16 protein-coding genes are annotated in these 16693 nt (G+C 60.9%); 11 read left to right on the top strand and 5 right to left on the bottom strand.

What is annotated here, in order from left to right; translation table 11 throughout:
* Window positions 1–199: 199 nt before the first annotated feature.
* Window positions 200–646: a DUF4879 domain-containing protein gene (locus NR164_RS19800; protein WP_256823149.1), complete on the top strand. Its 447-nt coding sequence runs from the start codon at window positions 200–202 to the stop codon at window positions 644–646.
* 48 nt (window positions 647–694) lie between these two features.
* On the opposite strand, the gene NR164_RS19805 is transcribed toward NR164_RS19800, so the two are convergent.
* Window positions 695–1933 carry an MFS transporter gene (locus NR164_RS19805; RefSeq protein WP_017848282.1) on the bottom strand — a complete coding sequence of 413 codons (1239 nt, stop codon included), beginning with the start codon at window positions 1931–1933 and terminating at the stop codon, window positions 695–697.
* Between the two features lie 317 nt (window positions 1934–2250).
* Between NR164_RS19805 and NR164_RS19810 the strand changes: the two genes are divergently transcribed.
* From NR164_RS19810 to NR164_RS19820, 3 genes are read left to right on the top strand one after another with little or no spacing between them, the layout of a single operon-like run.
* Complete coding sequence (locus tag NR164_RS19810; protein ID WP_017848281.1) at window positions 2251–3690, top strand: cytochrome ubiquinol oxidase subunit I; 1440 nt, start codon at window positions 2251–2253, stop codon at window positions 3688–3690.
* Window position 3691: 1 nt separating this feature from the next.
* Entirely contained in the window at window positions 3692–4699 is a 1008-nt protein-coding gene (gene cydB / locus NR164_RS19815; RefSeq protein ID WP_256823150.1) for a cytochrome d ubiquinol oxidase subunit II, read from the top strand.
* Between the two features lie 12 nt (window positions 4700–4711).
* Window positions 4712–4879: a DUF2474 domain-containing protein gene (locus tag NR164_RS19820; protein WP_017848279.1), complete on the top strand. Its 168-nt coding sequence runs from the start codon at window positions 4712–4714 to the stop codon at window positions 4877–4879.
* A 69-nt stretch (window positions 4880–4948) separates the two neighbouring features.
* Here the strand turns inward: NR164_RS19820 and NR164_RS19825 are convergent, their stop codons facing one another.
* Both NR164_RS19825 and NR164_RS19830 read right to left on the bottom strand, forming a co-directional pair.
* Window positions 4949–6073 (bottom strand): class I SAM-dependent methyltransferase, encoded by a 1125-nt coding sequence (locus NR164_RS19825; protein ID WP_256823151.1) that lies wholly within the window; start codon window positions 6071–6073, stop codon window positions 4949–4951.
* Between the two features lie 169 nt (window positions 6074–6242).
* A complete protein-coding gene (locus NR164_RS19830; protein ID WP_046381979.1) occupies window positions 6243–6953 on the bottom strand; it encodes a LuxR family transcriptional regulator in 711 nt (236 codons plus the stop codon).
* Window positions 6954–7353: 400 nt separating this feature from the next.
* Here NR164_RS19830 and NR164_RS19835 point away from each other — a divergent pair, with 400 nt between their 5' ends.
* Window positions 7354–8130, top strand: a complete 777-nt coding sequence (locus NR164_RS19835; RefSeq protein WP_046381980.1) for a ferredoxin--NADP reductase — start codon at window positions 7354–7356, stop codon at window positions 8128–8130.
* A gap of 45 nt (window positions 8131–8175) precedes the next feature.
* Here the strand turns inward: NR164_RS19835 and mscL are convergent, their stop codons facing one another.
* Window positions 8176–8592: a large-conductance mechanosensitive channel protein MscL gene (mscL, locus tag NR164_RS19840; protein WP_017848275.1), complete on the bottom strand. Its 417-nt coding sequence runs from the start codon at window positions 8590–8592 to the stop codon at window positions 8176–8178.
* A gap of 287 nt (window positions 8593–8879) precedes the next feature.
* On the opposite strand from mscL, the gene katB reads away from it, so the two are divergent.
* From katB to radA, 3 genes are all read left to right on the top strand, one after another.
* Entirely contained in the window at window positions 8880–10421 is a 1542-nt protein-coding gene (gene katB, locus NR164_RS19845; protein ID WP_126586223.1) for a catalase KatB, read from the top strand.
* 138 nt (window positions 10422–10559) lie between these two features.
* A complete protein-coding gene (locus tag NR164_RS19850) occupies window positions 10560–11108 on the top strand; it encodes an ankyrin repeat domain-containing protein (protein WP_017848273.1) in 549 nt (182 codons plus the stop codon).
* Between the two features lie 35 nt (window positions 11109–11143).
* The gene (gene radA, locus NR164_RS19855) at window positions 11144–12511 is read left to right on the top strand and encodes a DNA repair protein RadA (protein ID WP_017848272.1); all 1368 of its coding nucleotides are present in this window, start codon (window positions 11144–11146) and stop codon (window positions 12509–12511) included.
* Window positions 12512–12564: 53 nt separating this feature from the next.
* Here radA and NR164_RS19860 read toward each other — a convergent pair whose 3' ends face one another.
* Window positions 12565–12933, bottom strand: coding sequence for a PilZ domain-containing protein (locus tag NR164_RS19860; protein WP_177031974.1), 369 nt, complete (start codon window positions 12931–12933; stop codon window positions 12565–12567).
* A gap of 175 nt (window positions 12934–13108) precedes the next feature.
* Between NR164_RS19860 and NR164_RS19865 the strand changes: the two genes are divergently transcribed.
* The 3 genes from NR164_RS19865 to yjiA all read left to right on the top strand — a co-directional run bounded on the left by NR164_RS19865 (window position 13109) and on the right by yjiA (window position 16504).
* Window positions 13109–15175: a carbon starvation CstA family protein gene (locus NR164_RS19865; protein WP_017848270.1), complete on the top strand. Its 2067-nt coding sequence runs from the start codon at window positions 13109–13111 to the stop codon at window positions 15173–15175.
* 15 nt (window positions 15176–15190) lie between these two features.
* On the top strand, window positions 15191–15388 hold the full coding sequence (locus NR164_RS19870; RefSeq protein WP_017737420.1) for a YbdD/YjiX family protein: 198 nt from the start codon (window positions 15191–15193) through the stop codon (window positions 15386–15388).
* A gap of 156 nt (window positions 15389–15544) precedes the next feature.
* Entirely contained in the window at window positions 15545–16504 is a 960-nt protein-coding gene (gene yjiA, locus NR164_RS19875) for a GTPase (RefSeq protein ID WP_256823152.1), read from the top strand.
* Window positions 16505–16693 lie beyond the last annotated feature (189 nt).

A 16693-nucleotide genomic window follows, 5' to 3' on the forward strand; every position in this document is an offset into this window, starting at 1 on the left:
TGCGTCGTTATTTGTTGACCTCTAAGTCAAAGCACAAATTGCGCCAAGCGCCTGTGGTTTCAGAGAGGATCGGAAAAAGCGGCGCATCATACCAGCAGCCGAGGCCGTGTGGCGCACGGGCTTGGCTTTGTGGCGCATGGCTGTGAATCATGGCCTTGAGGCATACTGCGCCGATGTTTAATTCAGGGTCATCGACAGCATGAAAAAAGCCAACCCGTGGAGTCTAGCTCTGATCGCTTGTATCAGCGCGTGGTTAGGCGCGGCACCGGCGTGGGGCGCGACTGCACCGGCCTTGAGCGAGGTGCGGGTGTTCAAGGTCGAGTCGGCCGGGTGTGTGGAAACGATTCCGGAGCGCTCCCAGAGCACACAGATGTGTACGCACCGTGGGCCCACCCAGGTGTCGGTGATGGAGGTTGGCCTGGGCAACAACCCGATGGGTCGCTTCAATGGCGCGGTACTCAACGGGCAACGCACCGCGGTGTGCCAGGTCGGCAGCGTCAGCCAGGCCTGCAATGGCGCGGGCACGTTGATGGGCTACATCTATGTGTTCGACCTGAATGTCGAAGCCCAAGGCTGGTTCGAATACAGCAACACGTCGATCAACGCGCCGCGAAATACCTTGAATACCCAGCTCAATATCCGCTGATCAATGCCCCTGAACGTCACGGATATCCGCACCGGCTGGTGGTGAGGTTCAGCCCTTGGCTTCGTCCAGCGGCACATGCATGCGGTCGCGGTGAGCCAGGGTCGGGAACAGTTTGATCCACGTCCCGGTCACCACCAACGTGCCGATCCCGCCCATGACCACGGCGGGCACGGTGCCGAACCAGTGGGCGGTGATCCCGGATTCGAACTCGCCCAGTTGATTCGACGCGCCGATAAACAGGCCGTTGACCGCACTGACCCGCCCGCGCATGTCGTCCGGGGTTTCCAATTGCACGAAGGATGCGCGGATCACCATGCTGATCATGTCGGCGGCGCCCAGCACCACCAGCACCGCCAGGGAAAACCAGAACGAGGTGGACAGGCCGAAAGCGATGGTCGCCACCCCGAACACCCCGACGGCGGTAAACATCACACGGCCCACGTGTCGGTCGACCGAGAAGCGCGCCAACCACAACGACATCAACAGCGCGCCCACCGCCGGCGCCGAACGCAGCAGGCCCAGGCCCCAGGCGCCGGTCAGCAGGATGTCCTTGGCGAACACCGGCAGCAACGCGGTGGCACCGCCGAGCAGCACGGCGAACAGGTCGAGGGAAATCGCCCCGAGGATGTCCGGGCGGCTGCGGATAAAGCGAATCCCCGCCAGTAGCGAGTCCATCGTGGCCTTGGCCTTGTTCAGCGGCGTCTGGCGCGCGGGCAGGTTGAGGGTCAGCGTGCAGGCAATGAGGTACAGCACCACGGTCGGGCCATACACCCACACGCTGCCGAACGCATAGAGCAAACCGCCGAGGGCCGGGGCGACGATGGTTGCCAGTTGCTGGGCCGATTGCGACGAGGCCACGGCGCGCGGGAACAGCGTGCTGGGCACGATGCTCGGGAGCAGCGCTTGGGTGGTGGGCATTTCAAAGGAGCGCGCGGCGCCGAGCAGGAAGGCGAGGATAAAGATCATCTCGCGGGTCACATTGCCGGTCAGGCCGCCAATGGCCAGGGACACGGCAATCAGCGCCTGCACGGTCTGACAGATAGCCGCCACCTTGCGCCGATCATAGCGGTCGGCCACATGCCCGGTGTGCAGCATGAACAGCACGCGGGGAACGAATTCCACCAGGCCGACCAGGCCCAGGTCCAGCACGTTGCCGGTCAGTTGATAGAGGTTCCAGCCGATGGCCACGGTGAGCATTTGGAAGCCGCTGGCGGTGAAGATCCGCGCCAGCCAGAACGCGATGAAAGGGCGGTGGTGACGCAACAGCAACGCGGGTTCATTGGGCATCGGGAGTTCGGGCCAGCGCGGTAGGGAAACCCGAGATTAGCATCAAGCTGTAACAAACAGTTGCAGAAACTGCGCTGAGGCAAGCTGTCACGCGGCAAAAGACCACACAGGCCAATTACCAAAATGGGACTACTCTTTTGACTGTGATTGATCCAGATCAAAGCTATTTCAGGATTTGTTCTGGCGGCCGCAAGGCCTGACTCCCTACGTGGTTGGTAAAAAAAGAAACGAATTGAAATTCGCCACACTCCATATCCGTGGGGGCAGTGGATGCGGCCTCCAGCCAGCATTCGGTATTACCTGACAGAGGAAGACTTATGTTCGGTTTGGAGGCGCTAGATCTCGCCCGAATTCAGTTCGCGTTTACTATCTCGTTCCACATCCTGTTCCCGGCGATCACCATCGGCCTGGCGAGTTACCTTGCGGTGCTGGAAGGCTTGTGGCTCAAGACCCATAACGATACCTACCGTGACCTCTACCATTTCTGGTCGAAGGTCTTTGCCGTCAACTTCGGCATGGGCGTGGTCTCCGGCTTGGTCATGGCGTACCAGTTCGGCACCAACTGGAGCCGCTTCTCGGACTTCGCCGGCTCCGTCACCGGGCCGCTGCTGACGTATGAAGTGCTCACGGCCTTCTTCCTCGAGGCCGGTTTCCTCGGCGTGATGCTGTTCGGCTGGAACAAGGTGGGGCGCAAGCTGCACTTCTTCGCGACCGTGATGGTGGCCGTCGGCACGCTGATTTCGACCTTCTGGATTCTCGCCTCCAACAGCTGGATGCAGACTCCCCAGGGCTTTGAAATCATCGACGGCCGCGTGATCCCTACGGACTGGCTGGCCGTGATCTTCAACCCCTCGTTCCCCTACCGCCTGATGCACATGGCCACGGCGGCGTTTGTGGCGACGGCGTTCTTCGTCGGTTCTTCGGCGGCCTGGCATTTGCTGCGCGGCAAGGACAACCCGGCGATCCGCAAGATGCTGTCGATGGCCATGTGGATGGCGCTGATCGTCGCGCCTATCCAGGCAGTGATCGGTGACTTCCACGGCCTCAACACCCTGCAGCACCAACCGGCGAAAATCGCCGCGATCGAAGGCCACTGGGAAAACATCGGCAACGAGCCGACGCCGCTGATCCTGTTCGGCTGGCCCGACATGAAGGCGGAAAAAACCAAGTACGCGGTGGAAATCCCCTACCTCGGCAGCCTGATCCTGACCCACTCCCTGGACAAACAGGTACCGGCGCTCAAGGAGTTCCCGCCTGAGGACCGCCCCAACTCGACCATCGTGTTCTGGTCGTTCCGGGTCATGGTCGGCCTGGGTTTCCTGATGATCTTCACCGGCCTGTTCAGCCTTTGGCTGCGTCGGGGCGGCAAGATGTATACGTCCCGGCCGTTCCTGTACCTGGCGTTGTGGATGGGCCCATCCGGCTTGATCGCGATTCTCGCCGGTTGGTTCACCACCGAGATCGGCCGCCAGCCGTGGGTGGTCTACGGGCTGATGCGGACTGCGGATGCGTCCTCCGGGCATAGCCTGGCGCAGATGAGCATCACCCTGGTGCTGTTCGTGGTGGTGTACTTCGCGCTGTTCGGCGCCGGTTTGGGCTACATGATGCGCCTGGTGCGCAAAGGCCCGGTGGCCCACGATGGCATCGAGCCAACCCACGGTGGCCCAGGCCAGAAACGCACACCGGCGCGGCCGTTGTCGGCGGCCGATGACGGCAGCGATGACGATCACGTCGACCTCCAGCATAAGGGGCATTGAGATGGGTATTGATCTTCCGCTGATCTGGGCCGTGATCATCATCTTCGGCATCATGATGTACGTGGTCATGGACGGTTTCGACCTGGGCATCGGCATCCTCTTTCCGTTCATCCCCGGCAAGACCGACCGTGACGTGATGATGAACACCGTCGCCCCGGTCTGGGACGGTAACGAAACCTGGCTGGTACTGGGCGGCGCGGCATTGTTCGGCGCGTTCCCGCTGGCCTATTCGGTGGTGCTGTCGGCGTTGTACCTGCCGCTGATGCTGATGCTGATCGGGCTGATCTTTCGCGGCGTGGCCTTTGAGTTCCGCTTCAAGGCCAAGGACCACAAGCGTCACCTGTGGGACAAGGCGTTCATCGGCGGGTCGCTGGCGGCCACGTTCTTCCAGGGCGTCGCGTTGGGTGCGTTCATCGACGGCATCCCGGTGGTCGATCGCCAGTTTGCCGGTGGCTCACTGGATTGGGCGACACCGTTCACGATGTTCTGCGGCGTGGCGCTGATCGTGGCCTACGCGTTGCTCGGTTGCACCTGGCTGATCATGAAGACCGAAGGCAAGTTGCAGGAGCAGATGCACGACCTGGCGCGACCATTGGCCTTCGTGGTGTTGGCGGTGATCGGCATCGTGAGTATCTGGACGCCGCTGTCGCACCCGGAAATCGCCTCGCGCTGGTTCACCCTGCCGAACCTGTTCTGGTTCCTGCCGGTGCCGATCCTGGTGCTGGTGACCATGTACAGGCTGATCCGCGCCGTGGCGCGCAACGCGCACTACACGCCGTTCCTGCTGACGCTGGTGCTGATCTTCCTCGGCTACAGCGGCCTGGGGATCAGCCTGTGGCCGAACATCATCCCGCCGTCGGTATCGATCTGGGACGCTGCCGCGCCGCCGCAAAGCCAGGGCTTCATGCTGGTGGGCACGTTGTTCATCATCCCGTTCATCCTGGGCTACACCTTCTGGAGCTACTACGTGTTCCGCGGCAAGGTCACCCATGAAGACGGTTATCACTAGGAGGGTCGTTTCATGTCCGGCAAACCTTCGTTGCACGAGATTGAACAGGCTGAGAAGCAACCGCTGTGGCGGCGCCTTGGTTGGTTGGCGATGATCTGGAGCGGCAGCGTGCTGGCCCTGTTCATCGTGGCCAGCCTGATGCGCCTGTTCATGAGCGCGGCCGGCCTGACCACGCACTGACATCCCATCCCGTTGCCTTGCGGCACGGTTTTTTGACCCTGCCCCTCTTTGGAGGGGCGGGGTCTTTTTTTATTTGCGCGCTTTGAGAATGACGAATTTGGGCGTGGCGGCCACTTGCTCGACGCCCCGGAACAGCCGCGCCAACTTGCTGTGATAACCCAGGTGACGGTTGCCGACTATATAGAGGGCGCCGCCGACCACCAACGCTTCGCGCGCCTGCTGGAACATGCGCCAGGCGAGGAAGTCGCCGACCACCTGTTGCTGGTGGAACGGTGGATTGCACAGCACCACATCCAACGATTGCGGTGCCTGCCCGGCCAGGCCATCGTCGGCGCGGACGATGACCTCGCGATCACCCAGGGCCGCTTGCCAGTTCTCGGCGGCCGATTGCACGGCCATGTAGGACTCGTCCACCAAGGTGTAATGCGCGTCCGGGTTCTGCAGGGCGCTGGCGATCGCCAGTACGCCATTGCCGCAACCCAGGTCGGCGACTCGCGCACTGCCAAGGCCCGTGGGCAAGTGTGGCAGGAAGGCGCGGGTGCCGATGTCCAGGCTTTCGCGGCAGAACACGTTGGCGTGGTTGAGCAGGGTGATGGCCGGTGTGTCCAAGGCGTAGCGGGTGGGGTAGGGCGAGACGGCGGCCGGGCGCTCCCCAACGGTGGCGATCAACAGCCGCGCCTTTTTGAGCGCGAGGGACGCGTGCATCGGCCCGATGTACTGCTCCAGCAATTCACCGGCTGCCCGTGGCAGATGCTTGACCATCGCTGCGGCGATAACTTCAGCGTCCGGCGCCAGTTGGCCCTGCAGGCGGATCAACTGTTCTTCGAGCAGCGCCAGGGTTTTCGGCACGCGGATCAGCACCCGGTCGAATGGCCCGACAGGCACTTGGCTGGCGGGGATGAACGACACCGCATCGAACGCCTTGCCGTTGCGCAGCAGGTTTTTTTCCAGGCCTTGGGCGGCGAGAAACGAGTCGCCGCTGGATGTCACCTGCACATGGCCCTCAAGGCTGGCGGCCAATGCGCCAAAGCTATCGTTAAGCACCAGCACGCGAGTTGCGGCGTTCGGTTGCTGTTCGGCCAGGTAGCTGAGCAGATACTCGTCGGCGGCGTCGAAGGCCTGCAGCGGATCATTGTGCTGCTCGGGTTGGCGGATCAGATCGAGCTGGGCGAACGGGCTTTCGAGCAGGGGCATGGCGGGGGAGGCTCTGGGTAATCGATGGGTGTTCGACAGGCGCTGTGGCGGCCGGCGGAACCGTCTGAGTGAACTGCGAGGCGGCACCGAGGGGCTGCGTCAACACTCAGAGTTGGCCGTAAATGTTACTTTTTTTTTGGAGTGATTACATGCGGTGTTTCAAAGCGGGTTAAAACAAGCCTGCTTTCGAGGCACAGAGCACCGCAGCGATTTTGTTATTGACGCCCATTTTAGTGAAGATGCTTTTGAGATGAAAACCAATGGTGCGTTCCGACAGGCACAGTATGGCGGCGATATCGGCAGCCGTTTTGCCCAGGGCTGACCATTTGAGGATTTCTGTCTCCCGTGGTGTCAATTTGCAGGCCGAAGGCGCGTTGGGCTTGTCGGCATATTTCTGTGCGACCACCGCATGCATCGCATGACAGAGCCACAATACCTGGCCGGCCTTTTCGTACAGCTCTTCCGGGCTGACCTCGCCCTTGCTGCGTCCCAGGGTCAGCATGCTGAACACGCCCTGGAAATCGTGGACCGCCTGGGTCCACCCCAGATGCACGCCAGAGGACCGGGCCAGTTCCCACAAATTCGGCGCGGCGCCGAACACTTTTTCCTCCCAGACGATCGGTAATACGCAACGTTTGCAGTGGGTGACAACCGGGTCTACGTCGAAAAAGTGGGCCTGGTCGTACAGGGAGTTCCATTCATTTGGGTAGTTGTTGAGGCAAATCGGTTTGCATGGGTGTGTGGGTCGCTGTGAACTCATCGTGAAGGAACAGAATTGGAAGCCAAGCTCGTAGGTTTTGTTGATTACCATTTCAAATACACTGGTGATCTTGTCCTCGCCTTCCAGTTTAGGGAGTCGTGTATTGCGCCAGTTGACCATCGGAAAATCTCCATGGAGTTCTTTGTGACTTGGGTACGTCCTGGCCCCCAATGTTGCACGCAAATTAGTGTAGGACATGGACTACACTTGCAGCGGAAATTTTCGTTCTTGTTCGTCGTGTTCTAAGACTCTTTAAGCAGGTGTGCAACTTCCGTCCGCAACTTTTTGCGAAGTTTTGTCCTTTTTTAGTGGGTTTTAGCGTCTGTTATGCGTCACTGACAATCGCACTATGGGGCAATGTTGTGATGTGTCTTGGACTAATAGCCAAATGTTTAGCAGTGCAATTAAATAGCCATCAACTTGTGGGGTTTTTGCTCTATTCACAATGCCACTACCGACTGCGGGTGTTTCCGCACGTGACTTTGGGGGACACTAGGGCACCTGTAGAACGGAGCTCCCCATGACGGCCAGTGCTGAGAAATTTACCCGCCAGACCCTGCTCGACGTGCAATCGCTGACCCCCAGCCTCTTCACCCTGCGCACCACCCGTGACCCGGGCTTTCGGTTCACCGCCGGCCAGTTCGTGCGCCTGGGGGTGACCAAGGCCGATGGCAGCACGGTATGGCGCGCGTACTCCGTGGTGTCGTCGCCGTTTGATGAGTACCTGGATTTTTTCTCGATCGTGGTGCCCGGTGGCGAGTTCACCAGCGAGCTGAGCCGTCTGCGCGTCGGTGATACGTTGATGGTCGAGCGTCAGGCCACAGGCTTCCTGACCCTGAACCGGTTTGTCGACGGTCGTGACTTATGGTTGCTGGGCACCGGCACCGGAGTGGCGCCGTTCCTGTCGATCCTGCAGGACTTCGAGGTCTGGGAAAAATTCGAGCGCATCATCCTCGTGTACAGCGCCCGGGAAGCCAGGGAGCTGGCCTATCAGTCGCTGATCCAGGGGCTGGCGCAGCGTGAGTACCTGGCCGAGTACGCCCACAAGCTGACCTATCTGCCGCTGGTCACCCGCGAGCAGCACCCCGGCGCCCTGCACGGGCGCATTACCACCCTGATCGCGAATGGCGAGCTGGAGCGCGCAGCCGGCGTCGCGCTGACCCCAGAGCATTCGCGCGTGATGATTTGCGGCAACCCGCAGATGATCGACGACACCCGTCAGTTGCTCAAACAACGCGATATGCAATTGAGCCTGTCCCGGCGCCCCGGCCAGGTGGCGGTGGAGAACTACTGGTAACAAAAAAGGCGCCCCTGGAGGCGCCTTCGTTCAAACCGATACGGCTTATTGCGGTTTGTCGTTCTGTGCCTTGAGCAGATCGCGGATCTCACCCAGCAACACTTCTTCCTTGCTCGGCGTCGGCGGCAGGCTGGGGGCTACGGCTTCTTCGCGTTTCAGGCGGTTGATGGCCTTCACACCCATGAAGATCGCAAACGCGACGATCAGGAAGTCGATCACGCTCTGGATGAACTTGCCGTAGGCCAGCACGACCGCCGGGACATCGCCCTGCGCAGCCTTGAGCGTCACCGCCAGATCAGCGAAGTCCACACCGCCGATCAACAGACCGATCGGTGGCATCACCACGTCGCCTACAAACGAGGAAACAATTTTGCCGAAGGCGGCGCCGATGATAATCCCGACGGCCATGTCGACCACATTACCTTTGACCGCGAAGGCCTTGAACTCACTGATCACGCCCATAGGTTATTCCTTGTTACAGATGAGAAGGGTGGAAGTCAGTGTAAGTCAGTCGTAGCGGGCTTGCCTGACACAACTGTTAACACTGTCGGTTTTTATCGACACATTAAATCGCAAATAGTTTGCAAAGTGCCATCAATCGCGCGCGAAATACCCGCGATTTCAGTGAGTTACCAGATTATTTTCTCAATCGACCCGTTGGGGTTTTTCTATTTATCTTCTGACTCGCGGGTCACTAGCCTCTGGCAAGCACAACTGAATGTGCATTAAAAAAACCAGAGGAAACCTCGATGAACAACCCAATGAGCCGCGCGCCCGTTCTGGCGCGACATGCGCTGGTGCTGGCAACCGTCAGCCTGCTTTCGCTGTCTGTGCAGGCCGCCAACCTGACCCGTGACAATGGTGCCGCCGTCGGCGACAACCAGAACTCGCAAACCGCGGGCGCCAACGGCCCGGTGCTGCTGCAAGATGTGCAACTGATTCAGAAGCTGCAACGCTTCGACCGCGAACGCATCCCCGAGCGCGTGGTACATGCCCGTGGCACCGGCGCTCACGGCACGTTTACCGTCACCGATAACCTCAGCGACCTGACCAAGGCCAAAGTTTTCGCCGCCGGTGAGGCAACCCCGGTATTCGTGCGGTTCTCGGCGGTGGTACACGGCAATCACTCCCCGGAAACCCTGCGCGACCCTCGCGGCTTCGCCACCAAGTTCTACACCGCCGACGGCAACTGGGACTTGGTCGGCAACAACTTCCCGACGTTCTTTATCCGAGACGCCATCAAGTTCCCGGACATGGTCCATGCCTTCAAACCCGACCCGCGCACTAACCTGGATGATGACTCGCGTCGTTTCGACTTCTTCTCCCATGTTCCCGAAGCCACCCGCACCCTGACCGAGCTGTACTCCGACTCCGGCACGCCGGCCAGTTACCGCGAAATGGACGGCAACGGCGTACATGCCTACAAGTTGATCAACGCCAAGGGCGAAGTGCATTACGTCAAGTTCCACTGGAAGAGCCTGCAAGGCATCAAGAATCTTGATCCCAAGCAAGTCACCGACGTACAGGGTCGCGACTACAGCCATATGACGAATGACTTGGTCACCCATATCAACAAGGGCGACTTCCCCAAGTGGGACTTGTACGTGCAGGTGCTCAAACCTGAGGAACTGGCCAAGTTCGATTTCGACCCGCTGGACGCCACCAAGATCTGGCCCGGCATACCCGAGCGCAAAGTCGGGCAGATGGTGTTGAACCGCAACCCGGCCAATGTCTTCCAGGAAACCGAGCAAGTGGCCATGGCCCCGGCCAATCTGGTGCCGGGCATCGAGCCGTCGGAAGACCGCCTGCTGCAAGGCCGGGTGTTCTCCTATGCCGACACGCAGATGTACCGCCTGGGCGCCAACGCCCTGCAACTGCCGATCAACGCGCCACGGGTCACCGTCAACAACGGCAACCAGGACGGCGCGATGAATTCCGGCAAGACCAGCACCGGCGTGAACTACCAGCCAAGCCGCCTGCTGCCACGGGAAGAGCCGCAAACCGCGCGCTACAGCCAGTCGCCGCTGGCGGGCAGTACCCAGCAGGCGAAGATCCAGCGTGAGCAGAACTTCAAGCAGGCCGGTGATCTGTATCGCTCCTACAGCAAGAAAGAACGTCAGGACTTGATCGACAACTTCGGCGGCTCCCTGGCCACCACCGACGACGAGAGCAAGCACATCATCCTGTCCTTCCTCTATAAAGCCGACCCGGAATACGGCGCCGGCGTGACCAAGGTCGCCAAAGGTGACCTGGCCCGCGTGAAAGCGCTGGCACAAAAACTCACCGACTAACCCCACCCCCCCCTGTAGGAGCGAGCTTGCTCGCGAAGATCTGCCAGGCAACGCGTGCATCCAGGATGCACGCGTCATCGTTGACGTTTTTCGCGAGCAAGCTCGCTCCTACAAGGGTTTTGTAGAGGAGTTGAATCAATGCGTACCTTCATCGGCGCGCTGCTGGCCTGCTGGTCGCTGAGCGGGGTTGCCGGGCAGCCTGCGCCCAATGACGCAGCGGCGCTCAAGGCGCAATTGCAAGGCTACTATTTCGATGCCGCACGTCGCGGCGACCTGCCCATGCTCGATACCTTCATCGACGCCGGCTTCCCCCTCAATACCCAGGACGACAAGGGCTACACCGCACTGATCCTCGCCGCCTACCATGGCGAAAGCGCCTACGTTGAACGTCTGCTCGCCGCCGGCGCCGATGCCTGTGTGCAGGACAAGCGCGGCAACACTGCGTTGATGGGCGCGATTTTCAAGGGCGAGCTGAAGATTGCCCAGCGCCTGCTGGCCACCGACTGCAACCCCGACCAGCGCAACGGCGCCGGGCAGACCGCCGCCATGTACGCCGGGCTGTTCAAGCGTCTCGAACTGCTCGACGCGTTGAAGGCCAAAGGCGCCGACCTGAATGCCGAAGACCCGATCGGCAACAGTGCTTCACGATTGGCCGGCGGTGAAATCCGGACCCCGGCGCCGCGCTGAGCTATCATCGCGGTTTTTCGGTTGGAGGTTCTCAAATGGCAAAGGCCAAGCGCATGTACGGCTGCACCGAGTGCGGCGCGACCTTTCCCAAGTGGGCCGGCCAGTGTACCGAGTGCGGGGCGTGGAACACCCTCACCGAAACCATGATCGAAAGCGGCGGCGCCGCGGCCCCCAGCGGCCGTGCCGGCTGGACCGGGCAACAGGCGCAGATCAAGACCCTGGCCGAAGTCAGCGTCGAGGAAGTCCCGCGTTTCTCCACCGCGTCCGGTGAGCTCGACCGCGTGCTGGGCGGTGGCCTGGTGGACGGTTCGGTGGTGCTGATCGGCGGCGACCCCGGTATCGGCAAGTCGACCATCCTGTTGCAAACCCTGTGCAGCATCGCCAGCCGCATGCCGGCGTTGTACGTCACCGGCGAAGAATCCCAGCAACAAGTGGCCATGCGCGCACGCCGCCTGGGCTTGCCCCAGGACCAACTGCGGGTGATGACCGAAACCTGCATCGAAAGCATCATCGCCACCGCGCGGATCGAAAAACCCAAGGTCATGGTGATCGACTCGATCCAGACGATTTTCACCGAACAACTGCAATCGGCTCCGGGCGGCGTGTCCCAGGTGCGTGAGAGCGCGGCGCTGCTGGTGCGCTATGCCAAGCAGAGCGGCACGGCGATTTTCCTGGTCGGTCACGTGACCAAGGAAGGCGCGCTGGCCGGGCCACGGGTGTTGGAGCACATGGTCGACACCGTGCTGTATTTCGAAGGCGAGTCCGATGGCCGTTTGCGTTTGCTGCGCGCGGTGAAGAACCGCTTCGGTGCGGTGAACGAGCTGGGCGTATTCGCCATGACCGACCGCGGGCTGAAAGAAGTCTCCAACCCCTCGGCGATTTTTCTGACCCGTGCCCAGGAAGAAGTCCCCGGTAGTGTGGTGATGGCAACGTGGGAAGGCACCCGGCCGATGCTGGTGGAAGTGCAGGCGCTGGTGGACGACAGCCATTTGGCCAACCCACGTCGAGTGACCCTGGGCCTGGACCAGAACCGCCTGGCAATGCTGCTTGCGGTACTCCATCGGCACGGCGGCATCCCGACCCATGACCAGGACGTGTTCCTTAACGTGGTGGGCGGGGTCAAGGTGCTGGAGACCGCGTCCGACCTGGCGTTGATGGCGGCGGTGATGTCCAGCCTGCGCAACCGGCCGCTGCCCCACGACCTGCTGGTGTTCGGCGAAGTTGGCCTGTCGGGCGAGGTGCGCCCGGTGCCCAGCGGTCAGGAGCGTTTGAAGGAAGCGGCCAAACACGGCTTCAAGCGTGCGATCGTGCCCAAGGGCAACGCGCCGAAGGAAGCGCCGCCGGGGTTGCAGGTGATTGCAGTGACGCGGCTGGAGCAGGCGTTGGATGCACTTTTCGAGTAGCCCGCAACACCGCAGTACACATGTGGGAGGGCGCTAACCCCTCGCACCGGTGGTCAGTGCTCCAGCAGCGCGCCCAACTGCCGCTCCAGTTCTGCCTGATCCCCCAGGTTCAACTCGATCAAGCGGCGCAAATGGCTGATCGATTCCAGACTGATGTGCTCGCATTCAAACCCCAGTTGGTCAGTCTGGTCATGGGTCAGCCTGACCCGCATCTGCACATCGGTATCGGCATCCAGGTGGATATCCACATCGAACGACTCAGTACCGATGCCGAGCCAGGGCGTCGGTTTCTGCACCAACAAGCCCTTCAGCGATAAGTCCACCAGTTGCACCGACCATTCCCGACCGTTCTGCCGGAGTTTGGTCTTGGCATCAAAGGCGATCCGGCGAAAACGACGACGATCAGACGCATGCTCGGTCATGGTGAAACCCTCTGTGGATGAAGGGATTGTAGCCCTACGCCATTATTGAGGCTTTATTTCTGCTTTTTTTGCCATGGGAAGGCTCTAGACCAACGTAGGGGGCTGGCCTTTAAGGCCAGTAGCGCTAAACTCGAGCTGGTTGTCCTTTCTGTCCACCCTGGCTGGAATACAAAAAATGAAAAATAATAATAGCCTGCTACGCCACTTACCCTGGCTGGTACTGGCCATAGTAGGTGCGTGCGCTCTGGGCGTAGTGGCCTTACGCCGCGGCGAGGCGATCAATGCCTTGTGGATCGTCGTCGCAGCAGTGGCGATCTATCTGGTCGCCTATCGCTACTACAGTCTGTTCATCGCCAATAACGTGATGCAACTCGATCCACGACGGGCCACCCCCGCAGTGGTCAATAACGACGGTCTGGACTTCGTACCGACCAACAAACACATCCTTTTCGGTCACCACTTTGCGGCGATTGCCGGTGCTGGCCCCTTGGTCGGCCCGGTGCTGGCGGCGCAAATGGGTTATCTGCCCGGAACCCTGTGGCTGATCGCCGGCGTGGTACTGGCCGGTGCGGTGCAGGACTTCATGGTGCTGTTCCTGTCTACCCGTCGTAACGGCCGTTCCCTGGGGGATATGGTCCGCGAAGAGATGGGTCGCATTCCCGGGACCATCGCGCTGTTCGGCTGCTTCCTGATCATGATCATCATCCTCGCGGTGCTGGCGCTGATCGTGGTCAAGGCCCTGGCCGAAAGCCCGTGGGGCATCTTCACGGTGATGGCGACCATCCCGATCGCGATGTTCATGGGCATCTACATGCGCTACATCCGCCCGGGCCGCATCGGTGAAATTTCGATCGTCGGCGTGCTGTTGTTGCTCGGTTCGATCTGGCTGGGCGGGCAGATTGCCGCCGACCCGGTCTGGGCCAAGGTCTTCAGTTTCACCGGCATCCAGATCACCTGGATGTTGATCGGCTACGGTTTCGTCGCGGCGGTACTGCCGGTGTGGCTGATCCTGGCCCCGCGTGACTACCTGTCCACCTTCCTCAAAATCGGCACCATCGTCGCCTTGGCCATCGGTATCCTGGTGACCATGCCCGACCTGAAAATGCCGGCGCTGACCCAGTTCATCGATGGCACCGGCCCGGTGTGGAAGGGCGGTCTGTTCCCGTTCCTGTTCATCACCATTGCCTGCGGTGCGGTCTCGGGCTTCCACGCGCTGATCTCTTCGGGCACCACGCCGAAGTTGCTGGCCAGTGAAGGCCACGCCCGGTACATCGGGTATGGCGGCATGTTGATGGAGTCGTTCGTGGCCATCATGGCGATGGTTGCCGCTTCGGTGATCGAGCCGGGTGTGTACTTCGCCATGAACAGCCCGGCGGCGATCGTCGGCTCGGACGTGGTCACCGTCGCTCAAACCGTCAGCAGCTGGGGCTTTGCGATTACGCCTGAGGCGCTGTCGGCCGTTGCCCATGACATCGGCGAAACCACCGTGCTGGCTCGTGCCGGCGGTGCGCCGACGCTCGCGGTGGGTATCGCGCAGATCCTGCACAGTGTGCTGCCGGGTGAAAACACCATGGCGTTCTGGTACCACTTTGCGATCCTGTTCGAAGCGCTGTTCATCCTGACGGCTGTCGACGCCGGTACCCGTGCCGGGCGCTTCATGCTGCAGGACCTGCTGGGCTCCTTCGTGCCGGCGCTCAAGCGCACCGAGTCCTGGACGGCCAACCTGATCGCGACCGCCGGTTGTGTGGCGATGTGGGGTTACCTGTTGTATCAAGGCGTGATCGACCCGCTGGGCGGCATCAACACCTTGTGGCCGCTGTTCGGTATCTCCAACCAGATGCTGGCAGGTATCGCGCTGATGCTGGCGACCGTCGTGCTGATCAAAATGAAGCGCCAACGCTACATCTGGGTGACCATGCTGCCGGCCGTCTGGCTGCTGATCTGCACCACCACGGCGGGCTTCATCAAGCTGTTCGACGCCAACCCGGCGATCGGCTTCCTGTCGCTGGCGAAGAAGTACAGCGATGCGCTGGCCAACGGCCAGATCCTCGCCCCGGCCAAGAGCATCGACCAGATGCAGCATGTGATCTGGAACGCCTACACCAACGCAACGCTGACGGCGCTGTTCCTGTTCGTGGTCTTCAGTATCCTGTTCTATGCGCTCAAAGTCGGCGTCGCCGCCTGGGGCAACAAAGAGCGCACGGATAAAGAAGCCCCGTTCCAGGCCGTACCGGACGCATGATCGAGGATTGCAGCCATGTTCAATGACATCAGTCGCCTCGGTAAATACCTCGGTCAGGCCGCGCGCCTGATGGTCGGCATGCCCGACTACGACACTTACGTCGAGCATATGCAAACCAAACACCCGGACAAGCCGATGATGGACTACAAGACGTTCTTCCGGGAACGCCAGGAAGCCCGTTACGGCGGCAAGGGTGGGCCCAAGTGCTGTTAAGTTGGTAAAACCGCTTTACCTGTAGGAGCGAGCTTGCTCGCGAACAACGCAAGGACACCACGTGCATCCAGATAGCACGGGTTATCGTTGACGTTCTTCGCGAGCAAGCGCGCTCCTACAGTTGTTTTTACCTCCCCATTTTCAGGAGAACTGTCTTTGTCCTCTCCCATTCCCGTCACGGTCCTCAGTGGCTTCCTCGGCGCCGGCAAGACCACGTTGCTGCGTCACCTGCTCAAAGCCGAGCACGGCTTGAAAATCGCCGTGATCGAAAACGAATTCAGCGACGCCGGTATCGACACCCAGCTATTGGGCAACGAGCCGGTGCAAGTCATGACCCTGTCCAACGGCTGCGTGTGTTGCACCATCCACACCGACCTGACCAAAGCCCTGTACCTGCTGCTGGAGCGCCTCGACAGCGGCGAAATCGCCTTCGACCGCCTGGTGATCGAATGCACCGGCCTGGCCGACCCGGCCCCCGTGGCCCAGACCTTTTTCATCGATGAAGAGCTGCGCGAGCGCTACATCCTCGACGGCATCATCACCCTGGTGGACGCGGCCCACGCCGAGCACCACCTGACCCAAACCATCGCCCAGGCACAGATCGGGTTTGCCGACCGCCTGCTGGTGAGCAAGCGCGACCTGGTGGACGAAGCCAGCTTCGATGCCCTCAGCCAGCGCCTGACCCGCATCAACCGCCGCGCGCCGATTCGCCTGGTCGACCACGGCGCCATCGACCTGGCCGAGCTGCTCGACGTGCGTGGCTTCAACCTCAACGCCGGCATGAACCTGCGCCCGGTCAGCGCCGCGCCGTCCATCGACCGCATCTCCAGCCTGGTGCTGCGCACCGAACAGCCGCTGGATATCGACCGCCTCAGCGAGTTCATGAACGAGTTGTTGGAAGACCACGGCAAGCAACTGCTGCGCTACAAGGGCGTGCTGAACATCGCCGGGGAAGACCGGCGCATGGTGTTCCAGGGCGTGCTGAAGCTCTACGGTTTCGATTGGGATACCGAATGGGCCGAGGGGGAAACGCGGGAGAGTGTGATCGTGTTTATTGCCGATGAGTTGCCGGAAGACAAGATTCGCGAGGGTTTTGCGAAGGTCTATCAAGCCTAACTTGGAAATGCGATCAAAAATGTGGGAGGGGGCTTGCCCCCGATAGCTGTGTGTCAGCCATACATGTGTCGACTGACCCACCGCTATCGGGGGCAAGCCCCCTCCCACATTGGCCGGTATTCCAAATCCTAATCTGTCTAGTCCTGAAATAGGTTTACACCTATTTCAGTCTCAAAACGCCCGGTGCAC

The organism is Pseudomonas sp. Pse79 (genome assembly GCF_024519615.1).
Lineage (GTDB): Bacteria > Pseudomonadota > Gammaproteobacteria > Pseudomonadales > Pseudomonadaceae > Aquipseudomonas > Aquipseudomonas veronii.